We start from the raw sequence: 20745 nt of genomic DNA on the forward strand, positions 1-20745 counted from the left end.
TCTGTCACGTCGCCGTCCGCCGTGCTGCCTCCGCCCGCACGGCAAGAAGTAGCGGCGCGGCGGGGACGCTGCGCCCGGTGAACAGGCGGAACTGCGCGGTCGCCTGGTGGACGAGGAGATCCAGCCCCGACAGCACCGCGGCGCCCGCCTGCGCGGCCGCCGTGGCCAGCGGCGTCGGCCAGGGGTCGTAGATCACGTCGAACACGAGCCGCGGGCCCGCGTCCAGAACGGCCCGGACATGCGGCCCGACCCCGGCCGACGGAACCGTCGAGACGACCGTGTCGCAGGACGGGAAGGTCCCCCAGACGGTCGTGTCGGTCGCGACGCCGAGATCGTCGCCGCGGGCCGCGAGCAGGGCCGCCTTCCGTTCGTCGCGCGCCGCCACCACAACGCGCGCCCCGAGCGAGCCGAGCGCGACCACCGCCGACAGGGCCGTCGCGCCGGAGCCGATCACGACGGCCGAGCGGGGAGCCGGCAGACCCGTCCCGGTCACCGCGTCCACCAGACCGCCGACGTCGGTGTTGTACACGCGCCGCACCGGGCCGCCGGGGTGCGGCTCGATCACGAGCGTGTTCGCGACGTGCATGCGCTCCACGAGAGGGTCGGGCACGCCCAGCGCGGCGACGGTCTCCTTCAAGGGCATGGTGACGCTGAACCCCCGCCACGACGCGTCCCTCGACCGGAGGAAGCCCTCGACCTCGGCGGGACGCAGCTCGACCACGTCGTACCGCCAGTCCTCCAGCCCACAGAGCTCGTAGCCACGGCGGTGGATCACCGGCGACAGGGAGTGCGCGGCCGGGTATCCGAGGACGGCGACGCGGTGCTGGCCCGGAGCCGGACCGGTGGAGCGGTCGGCTCCGTCAGCAACGTCCGGAATGGGCATTGCACCAGTCCTGGAACTTCTTGACGTTCGCCTCGTGCTCCTCGTAGGAGCTCGTGAAGAGGGTCTCGCCCGTGTCGAGATCGACGGTCACGAAGTACAGCCAGTCGCCGCTGTCGGGCGCGATCGCGGCCTCCAGCGCCGACTGGCCCGGCGAACCGATCGGGCCGGGCGGGAGACCCTTGTGGACGTAGGTGTTGTACGGGGACGAGTTCTTGCGGTCCTCGTCGGTCGTCGTGACCGTCCCGCTCTTGCCGACCGCGTAGTGGACGGTCGAGTCGAGCTGGAGGTTCATGCCTTTGGCGAGCCTGTTGTAGATGACGCGGGCCACCTTCGTCTGGTACTCCGACGTGTGGACCTCGCCCTCGATCAGGGAGGCGATGATGAGCGCCTGGTAGGCCGAGACCTTGTTCTCGCCGGCCCGGCCGGAGAAGTTGATCGAGTTCGTGACCTTCGTGAACTGCTTGGTCGTGAGCGACACGATCTGCACCGCGGTCGGGTCCTGCGGGAGCTCGTAGGTCTCGGGGAAGAGGAACCCCTCGGGGTTCTTGTTCGCCCAGGACGGAAGCCCGATCTTGCTCGCGTCCTTGAGCGCCGTGGTGATCTCGGACTGCTCGAGCCCCCCGGCCTTGGCCATGATCGCGACGCTCTGGGTCACGGTCAGACCCTCCTGCAGCGTCATCTTGGTGCGGACGAGGTTGTTGGAGTCCAGCAGCATCGACAAGGCGGTCTTGGCGGGCAACTGCGTCTTCAGCCGGTACTTGCCGGCCTGGATCTTGCTGGCGTCGGGTTCGTCGTTGACGGCCTGGCTGAAGGCCCGGGTCGTCTTCACGACGTCGGCCTTCACCAGCAGCGTCCCGATCCCGCCCAGGGACATGCCTTTGGGGACGGTGACCTCGATGTCGTCCTTGCCGTCGCCGATGTAGTCCTCCACGGTGCGGATCGCGTAGTAGGCCTCGTTCACCTTGACCGCGGCGAAGACGCCACCGCCGATCAGGATCCCCAGGGACAGCACGATCGCGAACGCGCTCTTCAGCCGGCGGCCGAGCGCTCCCTTCTCGACCTCCGTCGGCTCCTTCGGGCTCACAACGCCTTCCCTTCCACGAGCTCACCGGGCAACGACCCCGACCGGCGCTCCAACTCGACGGCCTGCTCCAGTATCGCAACCGCCGCGGCCTGATCGATCACGCGACGCCGACGGCGAGCCGATCTTCCGGCCTCCGCCAGCGCCTTGTGCGCGACGGCGGTGGTGAGCCGCTCGTCCACCAGACGCAGCGGCACGGGAGCCAGCCGCGACGCCACCGTGTCGGCGGCCTCCCGGATGGCGATCGCCGCCGGGCCCTCGTCTCCGCGTAGCGTGCGCGGCAGTCCCATGTACACCACGACCGGCTCCCGCTCGGCGATCGCCGCGAAGAGCCGGTCCAGCCCGGCCGGCGACGGGTCGAACGTGTCCACCGGGACGCACAGCGTCGCGGTCGGGTCGGTGGCCGCCACGCCGATGCGGACTTTCCCCCAGTCGACGGCGATCCGGACGCCCGGCTCCATCTACGGGGCGGACAGGGCTCGCTCGACCGCCGCGACGGCCGCGGGGATGCCGGCCGCATCGGTGCCGCCTCCCTGCGCGATGTCGTCGCGCCCGCCGCCACGCCCGCCGAGTTCGGCGACGGCCGCTCCGACCAGCGTCCCTGCCTTGCGGCCCTGCGCCCGCGCAGCCGCCGTGGTGGCCACGACGACGGACGGCTTGCCGCTCGCGCCGCCGAAGAGCGCGACCACTCCGGCCTGCGCGCCGAGCCGGTCGCGGACGTCCAGCGCGAGGTCGCGCAACTGCGCCGCGTCGGCATCCGCCACCTCTGCGGTGACGAGCCGGACGTCCGCGATCACACGGCCGTCGGCGAGCAGTTGCGGGATCCGCGCGGCGAGTTCGCGCCGTTTCAGGTCGGCGATGGTCCGGTGCGCATCCTTCAGCTCGGCGACCAGCGCGCCCACCCGGTCGGTGAGCTGGCCGGGCTGCACCTTCAGCAGCTCCGCGAGATTTGTCACGAGCGCGCGTTCGGCGGCCAGGTGCGAGAACGCATCGGTGCTGACGAGGGCCTCCACCCGGCGCACGCCCGAACCGACGGACGACTCGCCGAGCAAGGTGAGCAGCCCGATCTGGGACGAACGCTCGACATGGGTGCCGCCGCACAACTCGCGCGACCACGGCCCGCCCATCTCGACCATCCGGACGATCTCGGGATACTTCTCGCCGAACATCGCCATCGCGCCGAGCGCCTTCGCGTCGGCCAGCGGCAGTTGGGTCGCGCTGACCTCCAGGTCCGCCTTGATCGCCTCGTTGGCGCGGCCTTCGAGCTCCTGTCGCAGCGTCTCGTCGAGAGCCACCGTGGAGCTGAAGTCGAACCGCAGATAGCCGGGCTTGTTGTACGAGCCCGCCTGCACGGCTGTCGGACCGAGGATCTCGCGCAGGATCGCGTGGACGACATGCGTCGCGGAGTGCGCCTGGCACGCGCCGAGTCGGTCCACCCCGCTGACCTCGCCGGTCACGGCGCCCCCGGTGACGAGCTCCCCGTCGGACACGCGCACCTTGTGGACGATCAGTCCCTGCACCGGCCGCTGCACGTCCAGGACGTCGAGCACCAGCCCGTTCCCGGTGATCCGGCCCGCGTCGGCGTCCTGTCCACCCGACTCGGCGTAGAACGGCGTCTGGTCGAGGACGACCTCGACGACATCACCGGGCCCCGCCTTCGTGACGAGCTCACCGTCGGACACGATCCCGAGGATCTTCGCGTCGGACGCCAGATCGGTGTACCCCAGGAAGCGCGTCTCCCCCACCGAGCGCAACTCGCGGTACGCCTCGATCGCGAGCTGCCCGCCCTTCTTCGCCTTCGCGTCGGCCTTGGCCCGGGCACGTTGCTCGGCCATCAGGCGTGTGAACTCGTCGCGGTCGACGCTCAGGCCCTGCTCCGCGGCCATCTCGAGGGTCAGGTCGATCGGGAAGCCGTAGGTGTCGTGGAGCTGGAACGCCCGTTCGCCGGACAGGACGCTCTGCTGCTCGTTCTTGGCGGCGGTGGCCGCCAGATCGAAGATCTGCGTCCCGGCCGCGAGAGTACGGCGGAACGCCTCCTCCTCCGCATAGGCGTTCTGGCTCACGCGGGTCCATTCGGACGCCACCTCCGCGTACGACCGGCTCATCAGGTCGCGGCTCACCGGCAGCAGCTCGGGCAGGACGGGATCCTCGACGCCGAGCAGACGCATGGACCGGATGACGCGTCGCAGGAGGCGCCGCAGGACGTACCCGCGTGCCTCGTTGCCCGGGGCCACGCCGTCGGTCATGAGCATGAGCGCGGATCGGGTGTGATCCCCCACGACGCGCATCCGCACGTCGTCTCGCCGGTCCGCGCCGTAGCGCTTCCCGGACAGCTCCGCGGCGCGAGCGATCACGGGGTAGATCTCGTCGATCTCGTACATGTTGTCCTTGCCCTGCAGCAGGAACGCCACACGCTCAAGACCCATGCCGGTGTCGATGTTCTTGCTGGGCAGGGGCCCGGCGACGTCGAAGTCCTCCTTGGCCCGGACCTCGGACAGTTCCTCCGTCTGGAAGACGAGGTTCCAGATCTCCAGGAACCGGTCCTCGTCGACGACGGGCCCGCCGTCGGGACCGAACTCCGGCCCGCGATCGATGTAGATCTCACTGCACGGCCCGCCCGGACCGGGGATGCCCATGTGCCAGTAGTTGTCCTTCAGGCCTCGGCGCTGGATGCGCTCGGGCGGAACGCCCACACCGCGCCACAGGCCCGCCGCCTCGTCGTCGTCGAGGTAGACGGTGACCCACACCCGGGCCGGGTCGAAGCCGTAGTTGCCGTCGTCGGGGCTGCCGGTGACGAGTTCCCAGGCGTACTCGATCGCTTCGGCCTTGAAGTAGTCGCCGAAGGAGAAATTCCCCGGCATCTGGAAGAAGGTCCCGTGACGCGTCGTCTTGCCGACGTCCTCGATGTCGAGGGTGCGGACGCACTTCTGCACGCTGGCGGCCCGTGCCCACGGCGGATCCTCGGCACCGGTGAAGTACGGCTTGAACGGCACCATGCCCGCGTTCACGAACAGCAGGGTCGGGTCGTTGTACACGAGAGGTGCGGACGGCACGATGGCGTGCCCGCGCGCCGCGAAGAAATCGAGGAATCGGCGCCGGATCTCGGCGGTCTTCATGTGGTGTCCTAACTGCCTGGGATGGATGCGGGTCAGCGCTCCGGCGCGTCCATGTCGAGGGCCTCACGGATCTCCGCTTCACGGGCGGCCATGTTCTCCGAGACCGTGTCCACGAAGTCCGCTATCCGAGTTTCAAGACTACGCCCCACCTTGACGGCCTGGTCGGCCACCCCCTGGGGCGTGGCCATCTTCAGCAGTTCCTTGCCCTTGACGACGACAAGGACCGTGATCCCGACGCCGACGGCGACCCAGAAGAGCTTCTTCACTTGGCGCTCCGCTTCGCCGGCTTCTTGCCCGACACGGCGCTGCGGACCCCGTACACGAACGCGGCGCCCTTGACGAGCGGCCCGCCGAGGGTTGCGTTGACGACGGTCGCGAGCTTCGCGGCGTTGTCGGTGACGACGGTGACGTTCCGGGTGACGGCCGTCACGTCCTCGGTGACGACCGCGACCTTCGAGATCTCGTCGTTGGTCGCGGTGACCGTGCCCTTGAGCTCTTGCAGGATCGGCACGGTGTTGTGGCCGACGTCGCGAATGGTGAGGCGCAGTTCCTCCAGCACGCGACCGGTCTTGAACAGCGGCACCGCGCACAGCGCGACGAAGACGACAGCGGCCAGCGCCGCGATGAGTCCGGCGATCTCTCCGACGCTCATCTCTCCCCCATCGGTAGGCAACGGCAGCCAGCCTAGTGCACGTCCGGCGGCCCGCGAGCCGTGCGGCGTCACTGTCCGGCGTCCCTGCCCAGCAGTTCGTCGAGGATCCGGACCCGCTCGGCCATCGCGGCCTCCGCACCGTGCTCGGTGGGCTCGTAGTAGCGCACGCCGTCCAGGTCGTCGGGCAGGTACTGCTGCGCCGCGACCCCGTGCGGATGGTCATGGGCGTACTGGTAGCCCCGTCCGTGTCCGAGTCCGCGTGCACCGGCGTAGTGGGCGTCGCGCAGGTGCGGCGGAACCGCGCCCACGCGCCCGGCGCGGATGTCGGCCACGGCGGCGTCGATCGCCCGGATCACGGCGTTGGACTTGGGCGCCAGTGCGCAGGCGACGGTCGCATGCGCGAGGGTGATGCGGGCTTCGGGCATGCCGATGAGGGCGACGGCCTGCGCCGCGGCGACGCATGTCTGCAGGACGGCGGGGGCCGCCATGCCGATGTCCTCCGAGGCGAGGACGATGAGCCGCCGCGCGATGAACCTGGGATCCTCCCCCGCCTCCAGCATGCGGGCGAGGTAGTGCAGGGACGCCTGGACGTCGGATCCGCGCATCGACTTGATGAACGCGCTGATCACGTCGTAGTGCTGGTCGCCGGACTTGTCGTACCGCACCGCGGCACGGTCGACCGCGGTCGTGACATCGGCCGAGCCGATCTCGGCTCGGTCCTGAGCCGCCGCCACGGCGGCGGCCTCCTCCAGGAACGTCAGCACCCGCCGGGCATCGCCGCCCGCGAGCGCGACGACGTCGGCCCGTGCGTCGTCGGCCAGGGTGAAGGGCTCACCGCCGGGTGTCCGCAACCCGCGCTCGTCGGTGAGCGCTCGCTCGACCAGGACGGCCAGGTCGTCGTCGGTCAGCGGCTGCAGCGTGAGCAGCAGCGATCGCGAGAGCAGGGGCGAGATGACGGAGAAGGAGGGATTCTCGGTCGTCGCCGCGATCAGGGTGACCAGACGGTTCTCGACCGCCGGCAACAAGACGTCCTGCTGGCTGCGGCTGAACCGGTGGACCTCGTCGATGAACAGCACGGTGCCGCGCCCCCGGGCCAGCTCCGCCTTCGCCGTCGCCAGTTCTGCCCGCACCTCCTTCACGCCGGCGGTGACCGCGGACAGTTCCACGAACCGGTTGTCGACGGCGCGCGACACGACCGAGGCGATCGTGGTCTTTCCCACCCCGGGCGGGCCCCACAGGAACACCGACATGGGCTGTCCGGCCGTCAGCCGCCGCAACGGCGAACCCGGCGCCAACAGGTGACGCTGTCCGACGATCTCCTCCAGCGTGCGCGGCCGCAACCGGACGGCGAGCGGTGCCTGCCCGTGTCCGCCGTCGCCGAGCGTCCCGCCCAGCGGGGCGCGAGGCTCCGCCGTGACGTTGCCGAACAGGTCCTCAGTCATCACGGCGAACCTACACCGAACCGCCGTGTCCCCGGATCGCGACATCCGCCGAGAGCGAACGGGAAGGGCTTGCTTGATCCGAGTTAACGATATATCGTTTACATATCGCGATCTTCACCGCGACCTATCACGAACACCACTGCTTGAAGGAGCACCTCATGCATACCCATCATCACCACCATCGCAACCTGGCCAGGGACATGGCCCCATTCCTGTTCGCCATGGACCCGGGGCGGGCGGACGCCCCGGGCATGGGCTTCGGCCCCGGCGGTCCCTTCGGACCGCGCGGACCGTTCGGGCCCGGCGGAGCCTTCGGACCCGGAGGACCGCGCGGCAAGCACGGCGGACGAGCCCGTCGCGGCAACGTTCGCATGGCCATCCTCCACGCCCTCGCCGAGACCCCCATGAACGGGTACCAGATCATCGGCTTCATCGAAGCCAAGACCGACGGGCAGTGGCGGCCGAGCCCCGGTGCCGTCTACCCCGCCCTGTCCCAGTTGGAGGACGAACGGCTCGTCGGGCCGATCGACCTCGACGGGCAGAAGGCATTCCAGCTCACGCCGGCCGGTGAGGAGGCCGTGAGGGCGCAGGCCGACAAGCCCAAGCCCTGGGAGTTCGCCACCCGGGAGGAGGCCTTCCCCGAGACGCACCGCGCCATGTTCAAGGAGTTCGGGCAGCTCGGACTTGCCCTCCAGGCGGCCGCCCGCTCCGGCAACAGTGCGGTCTCCACGGGTGCGGTCGACATCCTGACCGCTGCCCGGCGAGATCTGTACCGGCTGCTCGCCGACGCCGACATCGACGCCGAGGCCGACTCCGACGTGTGACGCCCGGCGCGGCCTCTCCGACGCCACGGGGGTGCGGGACGATGTCCCGCACCCCCGTCGCGTCTGCCCACGGCGGATCGCTACGTGGTCGAGGATGCCTTCACGGCGTCCACGCCGGCCTCCCGCCGCTGCTGCGCCGTGATCGGCGCGGGCGCACCTGTGAGGGGATCGAAGCCGTTCCCGCTCTTCGGGAAGGCGATCGTGTCCCGGATGGAGTCCGCGCCGGCGAGCAGCATGACGATCCGGTCCCAGCCGAACGCAATGCCGCCATGGGGCGGCGCGCCGTAGGCGAAGGCGTTCAGCAGGAAGCCGAACTTCTCCTGCGCCTCTTCGGGCCCGATCCCCATGACCGCGAAGACCCGCTCCTGGATGTCGCGGCGGTGGATCCGGATCGACCCGCCGCCGATCTCATTGCCGTTGCAGACGATGTCGTAGGCATAGGCCAGGGCGTTGCCCGGGTCGGTGTCGAAAGTGTCGAGCCACTCGGGCTTCGGCGACGTGAACGCGTGGTGGACAGCGGTCCACTTCCCCTCGCCGACCGCGACATCGCCCTCGGCCCGGGCTTCGCTCGTCGGCTTGAACAGCGGGGCGTCCACGACCCACGCGAGCGACCACGTCCCGGCGCGGACCAGGCCCAGTCGCTCGGCGACCTCGTTGCGCGCGGCCCCCAGCAGAGCCTGCGACGCCGTCCGCTCCCCGGCGGCGAAGAAGACGCAGTCGCCCGGGTTCGCGCCCACCGCGGCGGCCAGGCCCGCACGCTCGGCGTCGGAGATGTTCTTCGCGACGGGCCCGCCGAGCTCGCCATCGGGCGAGATCGTCACGTAGGCAAGGCCCCGCGCACCGCGTTGCCGGGCCCAGTCCTGCCAGGCGTCGAACGTCCGCCTCGGCTGATCGCCGCCACCGGGCATGACGATCGCCCCGACGTAGGCGGCCTGGAAGACGCGGAACGGAGTCGCGGAGAAGAACTCCGTGAGGTCGGTGAGCTCGATGCCGAACCGCAGATCGGGCTTGTCGCTCCCGTACCTGTTCATCGCCTCCGCGTACGTCAGCCGCGGCAGCGGCGTCACCAGGTCATAGCCGATGAGCGCCCAGATCCGGGTGAGGAGCTCCTCGGTGAGTTCGATGACGTCTTCCTGATCCACGAAGCTCTGCTCGATGTCGAGCTGGGTGAACTCGGGCTGGCGATCCGCGCGGAAGTCCTCGTCGCGGTAGCAGCGGGCGATCTGGTAGTAGCGCTCCAGACCCGCCACCATCAGCAACTGCTTGAACAACTGGGGGCTCTGCGGCAGGGCGTACCAACTGCCGGGACTGAGCCGAGCGGGAACGAGGAAGTCGCGCGCGCCCTCCGGCGTGGAGTGCGTCAGCGTCGGCGTCTCGACCTCCACGAAATCGCGCGCCGCCAGGACCTCCCGCGCGACCCGCGACACCTCGCTGCGGAGCTTCAGGACCGCGGCCTGCTGCGGCCGGCGCAGGTCCAGGTAGCGGTACCGCAGCCGCGCCTCCTCGCCGACCTCGATGCGATCGTCCAACTGGAAGGGCAGCGGAGCGGACGGATTGAGCACCGTCAGCTCCGACACCGCCACCTCGACCGCCCCGGTCGGCAGCTCGGAGTTCTCGTTGCCGTCGGGGCGCCGTTCCACGACCCCGGCGACGCGGATGCAGTACTCGTTGCGCAGGTCGTGGGCGCCCGACGCGGCGATGAGCTCGTCGCGGATGACGACCTGGACGATGCCGCTCGCGTCGCGGAGGTCGATGAAGGCCACGCCCCCGTGGTCGCGGCGGCGGGCCACCCAGCCGGCCAGGGTGACGGACGCGCCGATGTCACCGGCGCGTAGCTGTCCTGCGTGATGTGTGCGGATCACTCTCATCCTCTCGTGAACGGCTCGATGCTATGCGGTCGCGGCGGCCGACGGGGAATCGCCCCCGCGCGGACGTCCGTCACGCGGTGACGACGCGCGGGTACAGGTCGTCGGCGGGCGGATCCCATGCTCCCGCGTCCGCGGGCACCTGGTCGCCGGTGCGGATGTCCTTCACCTCGCCCGTGTGACCTCCGAACCACACGAACGGGATGCCGCGCCGGTCTGCGTAGCGGATCTGCTTGCCGTACTTGTCCGCCTTCGGCGCCACCTCGACCGGGATCCCGCGAGCGCGCAGGGCACGGGCGACCGACATGGCGTCGGATCGCGTCTCCTCCGCGTCGACCGCGACGAGCACGCAGGTCGGCACCGGCCTGGTGGACGTCAGCCGCTGTTTGCCGATGAGCGGGACGAGGATCCGCGACACGCCGATCGACAGGCCGACGCCGGGATAGGTCGCACGGCCATCGCTGGCCAGGGAGTCGTAGCGCCCGCCGGACGAGATCGACCCCATCGACTCGTAGCCCTCCATCGTGGTCTCGTACACGGCGCCGGTGTAGTAGTCGAGGCCGCGGGCGATCTTGAGGTCGGCCACGACCCGGCCCGGGACGGCCGCTGCCGCCGCCTCGACGAGGCCCGCGAGCTGGTCGAGCCCGGCGTCCAGCAACGGGTGCTCGACGCCCAGCGCCCGCACTCGTCCGACGAAGGACGTGTCCGGCGCCGTGATCTGCGCCAGTTCCAGACAGCGCTCCGCCGCTGCGGACGACAGTCCGACCTCGTCGCGCAGCAGGCCGGCGACCACCGCCGGGCCCACCTTGTCGAGCTTGTCGACACGTTGCAGGACCGCCATCGGATCCTCGACGCCCAGCCCCCGGTAGAAGCCCTCGGAGAGCTGCCGGTTGTTCACGTGCATCTGTACGCGCGGGACGCCGAAGTCGGCGTGCAGCCGTTCCAGCGCGTCGAGGACCACCAGGGGAAGCTCGACGTCGTGGTGCGCGGCGAGGACGTCCGCCCCGACGATGTCGACGTCGGCCTGCAGGAACTCCCGGTACCGGCCCTCCTGAGGCCGCTCCCCCCGCCAGGCCTTCTGGATCTGGTACCGGCGGAACGGGAACGCGAGGTGCCCGGCGTTCTCCAGCACATACCGGGCGAACGGCACCGTGAGGTCGTAGTGGAGGCCCAGCTCGTCGGCGGCGTCGTCGGCCGCGTGAAGCCGCCGCACGACGTACACCTCCTTGTCGATCTCGCCCTTGCGCGCGAGCTGATCGAGCGGCTCGACCGCCCGTGTCTCGACCGACGCGAAACCGTGCAGCTCGAAGGTGCGCCGCAGGCTGTCCAGGACGGCCAGTTCGACGATCCGGCCGGCCGGCAGGAACTCGGGGAAACCGGACAGTGCCTTGGGTCGTGCCATTACGACTGATTCCTCCAATAGTCCGATTGCAGATAGGGGTTCGTGACCCGCTCGTAGCCGATGCTGGTCTGCGCACCGTGCCCGGGCAGCGCCACGACGTCGTCGGGCAGCGACAGGATCTGCACCTCCAGCGACCGGCGCATCGCGTCGTGGTCGCTACCCGGCAGATCGGTGCGCCCGATGGATCCGGCGAACAGGACGTCGCCGCTGAACATCACAGCCGACACCTCGGGATCGTCGGGGTAGTCGCACAGCGCCAACACGCTGCCCCCCGTGTGCCCGGGCGCGTGGCGGATCCGCAACCCGAGTCCTCCGAGGTCGAGTTCCATCAGGTCGTCCAGCTCCCTCACCAGCCACGGCTCGGGAAGGGTCTCACTCCCGGCGAGCGCCCGCAGCATCGGGGCCCAGTCCGGCGGCAGCCCCGCCCCCGGCTCCCGCAGCAGGCGACGGTCGGCCGGGTGGATCCAGGTCTCGATCTCGTACTCGGCGGCCAGGCCGTGCGCGGCACCGATGTGGTCGAGATGGCCGTGCGTCAGAAGGATCGCCACGGGGCGGAGCCGATGCCGCTCGACGAGCCGCCGCGCCATCTCATCGGCGCCCCAGCCGGGGTCGACGATCACGCAGTCGGTCCCGGGTGCCGCCGATCCGGCGACGAGGTAGCAGTTGGACTGCCACTGGCCGCTGGCGAACGACGTGATGAACACCGGCCCAGCCTACAGTCCGGGGCACGCCTGCCCGCGCCGTGCCCGGGCCCCGGTCGGGCCCCCGTGGCTCCGCCCGACACGCGCATCCACACCCCGGAACCGAGAGATAGGTGCCGACCGGGGGCACGGTCGGGCAAGATGTGCGGTATGACTCAGCCCGCACGTCCGGCCGACTTCGGCCGTGTCGCCGAGGACGGAACCGTCTACGTGATCACCTCCGACGGGGAGCGCGTGGTCGGCCAGGTCCCCGATGCCACCTCGGATGCCGCTCTCGCCATCTTCGTCCGCCGTTTCGAAGCCCTCGACGTCGAGGTGTCGCTGCTGGAACAACGGGTCGGCAACGGCGCGCTCGGGCCCGAGGACGCGCGTCGCGCCATCGCGACCGCGCGCGGCAACATCGAGCAGGCGAATGCCGTCGGGGACCTCGCCGGGCTGCTGACCCGCCTGGACGCGCTGGCGCCGGTCCTGAGCCAGCAGGCCGAGGCTCGCCGGGCGCAGCGGGCGCAGCAGAACGAGGAGACGCGGGCCGCGAAGGAGGCCATGGTCGCCGAGGCGGAGGAACTGGCCGCCGGCACCGACTGGCGCGGCGGGGTCAACCGCTTCCGCACCCTCCTGGAGGGATGGAAGGCGCTCCCCCGCATCGACCGGGCGACCGACGACGCGCTGTGGCACCGGTTCTCCGCAGCACGCACGACCTACACGCGCCGCCGCAAGGTGCAGTTCGCCGAACAGGCACAACGTCGCGAGACCGCGCGCAAGGCCAAGGAAGAGATCATCGCCGAGGCCGAACAGATCGCCGACTCGACGGACTGGGGTCTGACGTCCGCGGAGTTCCGTGACCTCATGGCCCGGTGGAAGGCCGCGGGGCCCGCGCCGCGCGACGTGGACGATGCCCTGTGGGCCCGCTTCCGCGGCCTGCAGGACCAGTTCTTCTCCGCACGCCAGTCGGCCCAGCGGGAGCAGTCGGCCGAGTTCGCCGACAACCTCGCCGCCAAGGAGGAACTGCTCGCGCGTGCCGAGGCCGAGATCCTGCCGGTCACCGATGTCCAGGTCGCCCGCGCGGCGCATCGGACATTCCTCGAGCAGTTCAACGCGCTCGGCAAGGTGCCTCGCGAGGCGATCCGCGGGCTCGACAACCGCATCAGGGCATTGGACAGCGCCATTCAGAAGGCATCCGACGAGGAGTGGCGACGCACCGACCCCGAGGCACGCGCCAGGGCCGCAGACACCGTCTCCATGCTCGAGACCGAGATCGAGCGGCTGCGCACCAAGGCGGCCAAGGCCGAGGACCGTGGCGACTCCCAGGCTGCAGCCAAGGCCATGGATTCGATCGCCACGTACCAGACCTGGCTCGAACAGGCGCAGAAGGCGCTGGCCGAGTTCTCCTGAGCTCCGCCCGGGCGTGGTTCTACGCCCCGCCGCGGCCGGCGGTCCGCGCTACTGCTTGATGCGGTAGACGTCGTAGACGCCGGAGACCCGTCGGATCGACGTCAGCACGTGCTCCAGATGGGTCGGATCGGGCGTCTCGAACGTGAGGCGGACGCGGAACACTCTGTCCTTCGTCGCGTTCATCGCGGCGGACAGGATGTTGAGGTGCTGGTCGGACAGCACGCGCGTGACATCGCTCAGCAGACCGGTGCGGTCGAGCCCGTCCACCTGCACGGCCACGAGGTAGGACGTCTCGACCGACGGCTTGCCCCACGCCACCTGCACGATCCGTTCCGGCGTCGACAGCAGGTGCGCGGCATTCGTACAGTCGCGCCGGTGCACCGACACCCCTTCGCCGCGGGTGACGAAGCCGATGATCTCGTCCCCGAACACGGGCGTGCAGCACTTCGCGAGCTTGACATACACCGCCGCGTCGCCCTCGACCACGACACCGCTCTCGTTGCGGCCGCGGCTCGCCGGCCGTCCGTGATGGACGAGGATCGACTCGTCCTCCATCGAGTCGTCGGCGGCCTCCTCGGGACCGCCGATGATCGTCACCAGCCGCTGCACGGCCGCCTGGGCGCTGACCGTCCCCTCGCCGACCGCCGCGTACAGGGCGTTGACATCGGCCAGCCGGAAGTAGTCGGCCAGTTCGGTGAGCAACTCGTGCGTCACCTGCTTCTGGGCCGACACCCCGGCGCGTCGCAACTGCTTGCCGAGCAGTTCCTTGCCGGCCTCGATGGACTCCTCGCGGCGCTCGCGGGTGAAGAACTGGCGGATCTTCGCACGCGCACGCGGGCTCTTCACGAAGTGGAGCCAGTCGCGGCTCGGGCCCGCGGTAGGCGACTTGGACGTCAGGATCTCGACGACGTCCCCGCTCGACAACGTCGACTGGAGCGGCACCAGCCGGCCATTGACCCGCGCCCCGATACATCGGTGCCCGACCTCGGTGTGGACGGCATACGCGAAGTCGACCGGCGTCGCCCCCTGCACCAGCCCGTGGATGTCACCCTTCGGGGTGAACACGTACACCTCGGTGGAGTTGATCTCGAATCGCAGCGAGTCGAGGAACTCGCTCGGATCCTCGGTCTCACGGCCCCACTGGGTGATCTGCTTGACCCAGTTGAAGTCGCCGACGTCGCGCTGCATCTCCTTGTACTTCCAGTGCGCGGCGACGCCGTACTCGGCCCGGCGGTGCATCTCATGCGTACGGATCTGGAACTCTACCGGCTTGCCGCCCGGGCCCAGCACCGTCGTGTGCAGGGACTGGTAGAGGTTGAACTTCGGCATCGCGATGTAGTCCTTGATGCGCCCCGGCAACGGACTCCACCGCTCGTGCAGGACGCCGAGGGCCGCATAGCAGTCCTTCTGGGAGTCCACGAGGATGCGCAGCCCCACGAGGTCGTAGATCTCGGCGAACTCGCGGCCGCGCACGATCATCTTCTGATAGATCGAGTAGTAGTGCTTCGGCCTCCCGACCACTATGGCCTTGATCTTGGCCCGTTCGAGGTCGTTCTTCACCAGTTCGGTGACGCCGGTGATGTACTCGTCGCGGCGCGGTGCCTCCGCGGCGACCAGACGCACGATCTCGTCGTACACCTTCGGCTCCAGCGTGGCGAACGACAGGTCCTCCAACTCCCACTTGAGGGCGTTCATGCCGAGGCGATGGGCGAGCGGCGCGAAGATCTCCAGCGTGTCCTTCGCGATGCGATTCTGCTTGTCCTGGCGCAGGAAGTGAATCGTCCGCAGGTTGTGCAGCCGATCGGCGAGCTTGATGACGAGCACGCGGATGTCCTTGCTCATCGCCATCACCATCTTGCGGATGGTCTCGGCCTTCGCGGTCTCGCCGTACTGCACCTTGTCGAGCTTCGTGACGCCGTCGACCATGTCGGCGACCTCCTGCCCGAAGTCGGCGGTGAGCTGCTCCATGGTGTAGGAGGTGTCCTCGACCGTGTCGTGCAGCAGCGCCGCGCAGATCGTCGGGTCGGTCATCCCGAGCTCGGCCAGGATCGTCGCCACCGCCAGCGGATGCGTGATGTACGCCGCGCCCGACTTGCGTGTCTGGCCCTGGTGGTAGTGGTCGGCGGTGCGATAGGCGCGCTCGATCAGCGCGACATCGGCCTTCGGGTTGTGCTCCTTGAGGATGGTCAGCAGCGGGTCGAGCACGGCGGGAGGTTGCGCGCGAGGGGCCCCCAGGCGGGCAAGGGCGTGCCGGACGCGCAGCCGCGGAGCCTCCGTCACGATCGGAGTGATGGTTCCGGGCATGTTCTCGGCGGCTGCCTCCTCCACCATCCCTCCTTCACGGGCGGGGACCTGCTGGGTGTTCCATCGTAGCCCGCCCTCTCGCGGGCACGATAACACCGATCAGAGATAGGGCAGACCGGTCTCCTCGTTCCGCGGCGGACGAGGCCGATGCGGGGCCCCGGCCGCGGTCGACTTGCGCACGACGACGAGTTCGTCGCCGACGTCGAGCTTCGCGACCGTCGGATCGTAGAACGGCCGTAGCGACTGATGGCGGACGACGCCGAGCACCCGTTCGCCGGTGATGTCGGCCGGCCCGAGGCCGACCTCCGCGGCCGTGATGAGCCGCTGGGCGACCTCCAGCCCCTCGGCGCTCGACAGGAGGTCCTCGATCACCGCGCCGAGATGCGGGTTCACCGACGAGATGCCGACGAGCCGGCCGACGGCATCGGCGGACGTGATGACCGAGTCGGCACCGGACTGCCTCACCAGCGCGACGTTGGCGCTCTCTCGCACCGACACCGTCATGTGCGCCCCAGGATTGAGCTGGCGCACCGTGAGCGTCGTGAGGATGGCCGTGTCGTCGCGGCCGAGGGCGATGATGACCTCGCGGGCCTTCGAGATCTCGGCGCGCCGCAGCAGCGTGCGGGACGAGACGTCCCCCTCGAAGGCGGCGTAGCCGTCCCGGTTCGCCTCGGCCACGGCCCGCGGGTTGCTGTCGAGCACGACGATCTTCTCGGGCAGCCGCTCATGGCGGCGCAGAGTCGCGACGGCGCTACGGCCCGTCGTGCCGTAGCCCATCACGACGGTGTGGCCTCTCATCCGTTTCCTCCACCTGGTGTCGAGCAGGGCACGGCGGCCCTGATTGGCCAGCACCTCGAGCGTGGTGCCGACCAACAGCACCAGGAACGAGATGCGCAGCGGGGTGACGATGAGCGCGTTGATCAGACGCGCATGGGGAGCGACCGGGGTGATGTCGCCGTAGCCCGTCGTCGTCACGGTGACCGTCGAGTAGTACAGGGCGTCGATGAAGGACACCCCGTCGTGCGCGACGTTGTCGGAATAGCTGCCGCGATCGAGGTAGACGATCAGCGTGCTCACCAGCAGCAGCCCCAGCGCGAGCAGACCTCGCCGCGCGAGCTCGCCCAGCGGCGTGCGGGATCGCTCGGGCAATCGCACGAGCGTCTGGTACCCCCAGCCGGTCGGCGTCGCCATCAGACCGTCACCACCGCCGAGAGATCCGCGACGCCGAGCGACTCGAGGTACGTCCGCCCCCCGAGGAAACCCAGCTCCATCAGCACCGCCACGTGCACGAGCTCCGCGCCGAGGCGTCGGCACAGCAGGGCCGTCGCGCCGATCGTCCCGCCGGTGGCGAGCACGTCGTCGACGATCATCACCCGCGCCCCGGGGCCCACCGCATCCTCGTGAACGGTCAGCGTCGCCTCGCCGTACTCGAGAGCGAACGACTCGCTCAGCGTCGCCCCGGGAAGCTTGCCGGGTTTGCGCACCGGGACGAACCCGGCGCCCAGCGCCAGGGCGACGGGGGCAGCGAAGATGAATCCCCGTGCCTCCATGCCCATCACAACGTCGATGCCGTCCGGGGCCGACGCCGCCAGCGCGCCGACCGCCGCGCCGAAGCCCGCGGGGTCGCGCAGCAGCGGCGTGATGTCCTTGAACACGACGCCCGGCTCGGGAAAATCGGGCACGTCCCTGATGAGGCCCGCGATGACGCCCCCGTCCGACACGGCGCTACCCCTTCTTCGCCGGCCCGCGCTTGTCGCGCACGGGCACGGCCGTGGGCGACGCGATCGCCTCGGTCGTCGTCATCGTCACGGCGACGCGCGCGGCCTCGCGGTCGGCACGCCGTCGGACGCGGTTGCGCTGCGCCACCATCTCCGGCTCACGTTCCTTGAGCTGGGCCAGCAGCGGCGTCGCGATGAAGATGGACGAGTACGCGCCGGCGAGCATGCCCACGAACAGCACCAGCCCGACATCCTTCAGCGGCCCGGTGCCGAGGACGAACACACCCGTGACCAGCAGCGCGGCGACCGGCAGCACGCCGATGATCGTCGTGTTGACCGACCGCACGAGCACCTGGTTGACGGCGTTGTTGGCCGCCTCCGAGTACGTCCGGTTGGTGTTCTTCAGGTCGGCCGTGTTCTCCCTGACCTTGTCGAACACCACCACCGTGTCGTACAGCGAATACCCGAGGATCGTCAGCATGCCGATGAGCGACGCCGGGGTGAAGGCGAACCCCGCGATCGCGAACACGCCGATGGTGACGACGAGGTCGTGCACGAGCGCGACCAGCGCCGAGATGGCCATCTTCGCCTCGCGGAAGTAGATCCAGATGAGCAGCGACACCAGCGCGAGGAACACCACCAGCGCGATGATCCCCTGGTTCGTGATCTGCTGGCCCCAACTCGCGCCGACGAGGCTGTAGGCGACCTCGTTGCCGTCGACGCCCACGGCATCGCCGATGGCCGTCTTCACCTGGGAGATCTCATCGACCTCCAGGCTGCGGGTCTGCACGCGGATCGAGCCGTCGCCGATCTTCTGCACCGGGACGTCGGCCATGTCGGGCAGGTCGAGGCCGATCACGGCGTCCTGCACCTTGGCGACCGCCTCGTCGGTGGCCTGCGTCGCCACGGTGAACTCGGCGCCGCCCCGGAACTCGATGCTCAGGTTCAGGCCGCGAACGGCGAAGGCGACGACGCAGATGAGGAGCACGACCGCCGACACCGAGTACCACAAGCGACGATGGCCGATGAAGTCGTAGGACAGCGCACCCGTGTAGAGCTTGTGGGCCAGGCTCGTCTTGCGCTGCTCCTCCGCTTTCGCCCCGGCGGGAGACGCCGTCGCCGAGCGCTCCTGGGTGACCGGCTCCACCGGGGTGGAGCCGAGCTCGTCGAGAGGGCCGGTTTCCTTCTTGGGGGTCACGATGTCGCCGCCTTCCTGCGAACCCCGGTGCGCCGACGCCCGAGGAGGGACTCGAGGGACACGCCCATGTGCTCGGCGCCGAAGCCGGACATCGGGTGCCCGCCGCCGAAGAACTTCGTACGCCCCAGGACGGAGACCAGGGGTTTGGTGAAGAAGAACACGATGAGGATGTCCAGCAGCGTCGTCAGCCCGAGCGTGAACGCGAAGCCCTTGACGCTGCCCACGGCGAGGAAGAACAGGACGACGGCCGACAGCAGCGACACCCCGTCGGCGACCAGGATCGTGTGGCGGGAGCGGATCCAGCCGGTCTCGATGGCCGACGTCAGGGGTCTGCCCTCGCGCACCTCGTCGCGTATTCGTTCGAAGTAGATGATGAACGAGTCGGCTGTGACGCCGATCGCGACGATCGCACCGGCCACGCCGGGCAGGTTCAGAGCGAACCCGACCGACTGCCCCAGCAGCGCCATCAGTGCCCAGGTCTGCACCCCGGCGAGGGCGAGGGATGCCACGACGACGATCGCGAGGCCGCGGTAGTAGGTCACCGCGAAGATCACGACCAGTCCCAGGCCGATGAGGCCTGCGATGATGCCGGCGCGCAACTGGTCGCCGCCCAGCGTCGGCGACACCGTGTCGACCGAGGACACCTCGAACGACAGCGGCAGGGCACCGTACTTCAGCACGTTGGCGAGCTCTGTCGCCGTCTGCTGGGTGAAGCTGCCGCTGATCTCCGCCCCGCCTCCGGCGATGGACGAACTGACACTCGGATAGCTGATGACCTCCCCGTCGAGGACGATCGCGAACGAGTTCTCGGGAGAGGTGCGGGTCGCCAGCTCCCCCGTGACGGTCTCGAAGTCGGTCGCGCCCGCGCTGTTGAACTGCAGGTTCACGACCCAGTTGAGGCTGTTCTGCGGCACACCGGCCTGTGCGCTCGTGAGCTGCGTCCCCTCCAGGAGCACAGGACCGAGGAGGAACTTCTCCGTGCCGGCCTTGCTGCAGGTGATGAGCGGCTGATCCGTCACATCGGGCGTCGGAGACTCCTCGCCGCAGTTGAACTCGGAGAACTCGTCGGAGTCCTGAGAGCTCGGCGTGTACGCGAGCAGCGTATCGACCGAGGCCGCCGGCGAGGCCGCCGCGGTGGGACGCGGGGTGAGGGTGCTCGGCGGAGCCGTCGGCAGCGCCGGCAGCGGCCGGCGGGCGCTCGGCGAGGCCGACGCGGTCGCGGCGGCCTGTGTGGAGGACGCGCTCGTCTCGGACGTCGCCGTGGTGGACGCCGCAGTCGGGGAGGCCGTCGCGACCGGCGTGACCGATTCCACCTGGTACACCGCGCGGAAGGTCAGCCGCGCGGTCTGCCCGACGAGCTCGATGAGCTGCTCCTGCTCGACGTTCGGGACGGACACGACGATCTGCCTGTCGCCGCTCGTCGTCACCTCGGACTCGCCCACACCGAGGCTGTCGACGCGCTGCTGGATGATCGACCGCGCACGTTCGAGCCGGTCCGCGTCGACGGTGCCGTTGTCGCTGGAGGCCGTCAGCGTGATGGTCGTCCCGCCGCGCAGGTCGAGACCGAGCTTCGGCGCCCAGGCACCCGTTGCGGCCATCACCACGAAGGCTGCGGCCGTGAGGGTGAGGAAGATGACGAGGGTACGGACAGGATGGCCGTGCGTTCGTGTCTTGGAGGTAGCCACTATCGGGGGTGCCTCACTTGCTCTGCGCGTCGTCGGGCCCGGGCGCGTCGGCGGCCGGACCCTCCTCGTCACCGCCGCTCTCGGCCGATGCCTCCTTCTCGAAGAAGGCGGCGATCTCTTCGTTCGTGGGCGCGCTCACCTGATCCTCCGCAACGGGGATCGCGGCCTCCGAGGCGGACTCGTCCTCGTACTCGAACTCCTCTTCGGAGGGGTCGACGATCTTCATGATGGCCTGCTTCACAACCGTGATCTCCAGGCCGGGCGCCACTTCGAGGATGAGCTGCTTCTCGCCACGGTGGCGGACCGTGCCGAAGATGCCGCTGGTCAGCATGACCCGCGTCCCGACGTCGATGCTGCTCATCTTCTGCTGCTGCTCCTTCATCCGCTTCTGCTGCGGACGGAGCAGGAAGAAGTAGAACACCACGCCCAGCACCGCGAGCATGAGGATGGTCATCGTGAACTGATCCATGAGAATCCCAGGT

18 protein-coding genes are annotated in these 20745 nt (G+C 69.7%); 2 read left to right on the forward strand and 16 right to left on the reverse strand.

From position 1 onward, the window contains the following. Positions 1-4: 4 nt before the first annotated feature. The 7 genes from G555_RS18730 to G555_RS0108375 form a co-directional block, all read right to left on the reverse strand. Complete coding sequence (locus G555_RS18730) at positions 5-883, reverse strand: shikimate dehydrogenase family protein (RefSeq protein ID WP_051208581.1); 879 nt, start codon at positions 881-883, stop codon at positions 5-7. Then, positions 861-1967, reverse strand: coding sequence for an endolytic transglycosylase MltG (gene mltG / locus G555_RS0108350; protein WP_028708538.1), 1107 nt, complete (start codon positions 1965-1967; stop codon positions 861-863). Before mltG ends, G555_RS18730 begins: the two co-directional genes overlap by 23 nt. Then, a complete protein-coding gene (gene ruvX / locus G555_RS0108355; protein WP_028708539.1) occupies positions 1964-2425 on the reverse strand; it encodes a Holliday junction resolvase RuvX in 462 nt (153 codons plus the stop codon). Before ruvX ends, mltG begins: the two co-directional genes overlap by 4 nt. Further along, positions 2426-5080 carry an alanine--tRNA ligase gene (alaS, locus tag G555_RS0108360; protein WP_028708540.1) on the reverse strand — a complete coding sequence of 885 codons (2655 nt, stop codon included), beginning with the start codon at positions 5078-5080 and terminating at the stop codon, positions 2426-2428. A 32-nt stretch (positions 5081-5112) separates the two neighbouring features. Beyond that, positions 5113-5346, reverse strand: a complete 234-nt coding sequence (locus G555_RS18735; RefSeq protein WP_036921648.1) for a hypothetical protein — start codon at positions 5344-5346, stop codon at positions 5113-5115. Continuing rightward, on the reverse strand, positions 5343-5732 hold the full coding sequence (locus G555_RS18740) for a DUF948 domain-containing protein (protein ID WP_036921651.1): 390 nt from the start codon (positions 5730-5732) through the stop codon (positions 5343-5345). The genes G555_RS18735 and G555_RS18740 overlap by 4 nt, the downstream gene beginning before the upstream one ends. Positions 5733-5800: 68 nt before the next feature. After that, complete coding sequence (locus tag G555_RS0108375; protein WP_028708541.1) at positions 5801-7177, reverse strand: replication-associated recombination protein A; 1377 nt, start codon at positions 7175-7177, stop codon at positions 5801-5803. A gap of 155 nt (positions 7178-7332) precedes the next feature. Between G555_RS0108375 and G555_RS18745 the strand changes: the two genes are divergently transcribed. Next, positions 7333-7998 (forward strand): PadR family transcriptional regulator, encoded by a 666-nt coding sequence (locus tag G555_RS18745; RefSeq protein WP_051208582.1) that lies wholly within the window; start codon positions 7333-7335, stop codon positions 7996-7998. A gap of 80 nt (positions 7999-8078) precedes the next feature. On the opposite strand, the gene aspS is transcribed toward G555_RS18745, so the two are convergent. The 3 genes from aspS to G555_RS0108395 form a co-directional block, all read right to left on the reverse strand. Then, on the reverse strand, positions 8079-9860 hold the full coding sequence (aspS, locus tag G555_RS18750) for an aspartate--tRNA ligase (protein WP_036921657.1): 1782 nt from the start codon (positions 9858-9860) through the stop codon (positions 8079-8081). Between the two features lie 76 nt (positions 9861-9936). Then, positions 9937-11265, reverse strand: a complete 1329-nt coding sequence (gene hisS, locus G555_RS0108390; protein WP_028708542.1) for a histidine--tRNA ligase — start codon at positions 11263-11265, stop codon at positions 9937-9939. Continuing rightward, on the reverse strand, positions 11265-11969 hold the full coding sequence (locus G555_RS0108395) for an MBL fold metallo-hydrolase (protein ID WP_028708543.1): 705 nt from the start codon (positions 11967-11969) through the stop codon (positions 11265-11267). The genes hisS and G555_RS0108395 overlap by 1 nt, the downstream gene beginning before the upstream one ends. Before the next feature lie 147 nt (positions 11970-12116). On the opposite strand from G555_RS0108395, the gene G555_RS0108400 reads away from it, so the two are divergent. Then, complete coding sequence (locus G555_RS0108400) at positions 12117-13358, forward strand: DUF349 domain-containing protein (RefSeq protein WP_051208583.1); 1242 nt, start codon at positions 12117-12119, stop codon at positions 13356-13358. 48 nt (positions 13359-13406) lie between these two features. Here the strand turns inward: G555_RS0108400 and G555_RS0108405 are convergent, their stop codons facing one another. The 6 genes from G555_RS0108405 to yajC form a co-directional block, all read right to left on the reverse strand. Then, positions 13407-15662, reverse strand: a complete 2256-nt coding sequence (locus G555_RS0108405) for a RelA/SpoT family protein (RefSeq protein ID WP_342662671.1) — start codon at positions 15660-15662, stop codon at positions 13407-13409. Positions 15663-15761: 99 nt separating this feature from the next. Then, on the reverse strand, positions 15762-16853 hold the full coding sequence (locus G555_RS0108410) for a potassium channel family protein (protein ID WP_028708546.1): 1092 nt from the start codon (positions 16851-16853) through the stop codon (positions 15762-15764). Next, on the reverse strand, positions 16853-17383 hold the full coding sequence (locus tag G555_RS0108415; RefSeq protein WP_028708547.1) for an adenine phosphoribosyltransferase: 531 nt from the start codon (positions 17381-17383) through the stop codon (positions 16853-16855). The genes G555_RS0108410 and G555_RS0108415 overlap by 1 nt, the downstream gene beginning before the upstream one ends. Positions 17384-17387: 4 nt before the next feature. After that, a complete protein-coding gene (secF, locus tag G555_RS0108420; protein WP_084635120.1) occupies positions 17388-18527 on the reverse strand; it encodes a protein translocase subunit SecF in 1140 nt (379 codons plus the stop codon). Positions 18528-18574: 47 nt separating this feature from the next. Then, positions 18575-20176 carry a protein translocase subunit SecD gene (gene secD, locus G555_RS0108425; protein ID WP_051208706.1) on the reverse strand — a complete coding sequence of 534 codons (1602 nt, stop codon included), beginning with the start codon at positions 20174-20176 and terminating at the stop codon, positions 18575-18577. Between the two features lie 100 nt (positions 20177-20276). Then, a complete protein-coding gene (gene yajC, locus G555_RS18755) occupies positions 20277-20732 on the reverse strand; it encodes a preprotein translocase subunit YajC (protein ID WP_051208584.1) in 456 nt (151 codons plus the stop codon). Between the last annotated feature and the right edge of the window lie 13 nt (positions 20733-20745).

It is taken from the genome of Propionicicella superfundia DSM 22317 (genome assembly GCF_000423465.1).
Taxonomy (GTDB): domain Bacteria; phylum Actinomycetota; class Actinomycetes; order Propionibacteriales; family Propionibacteriaceae; genus Propionicicella; species Propionicicella superfundia.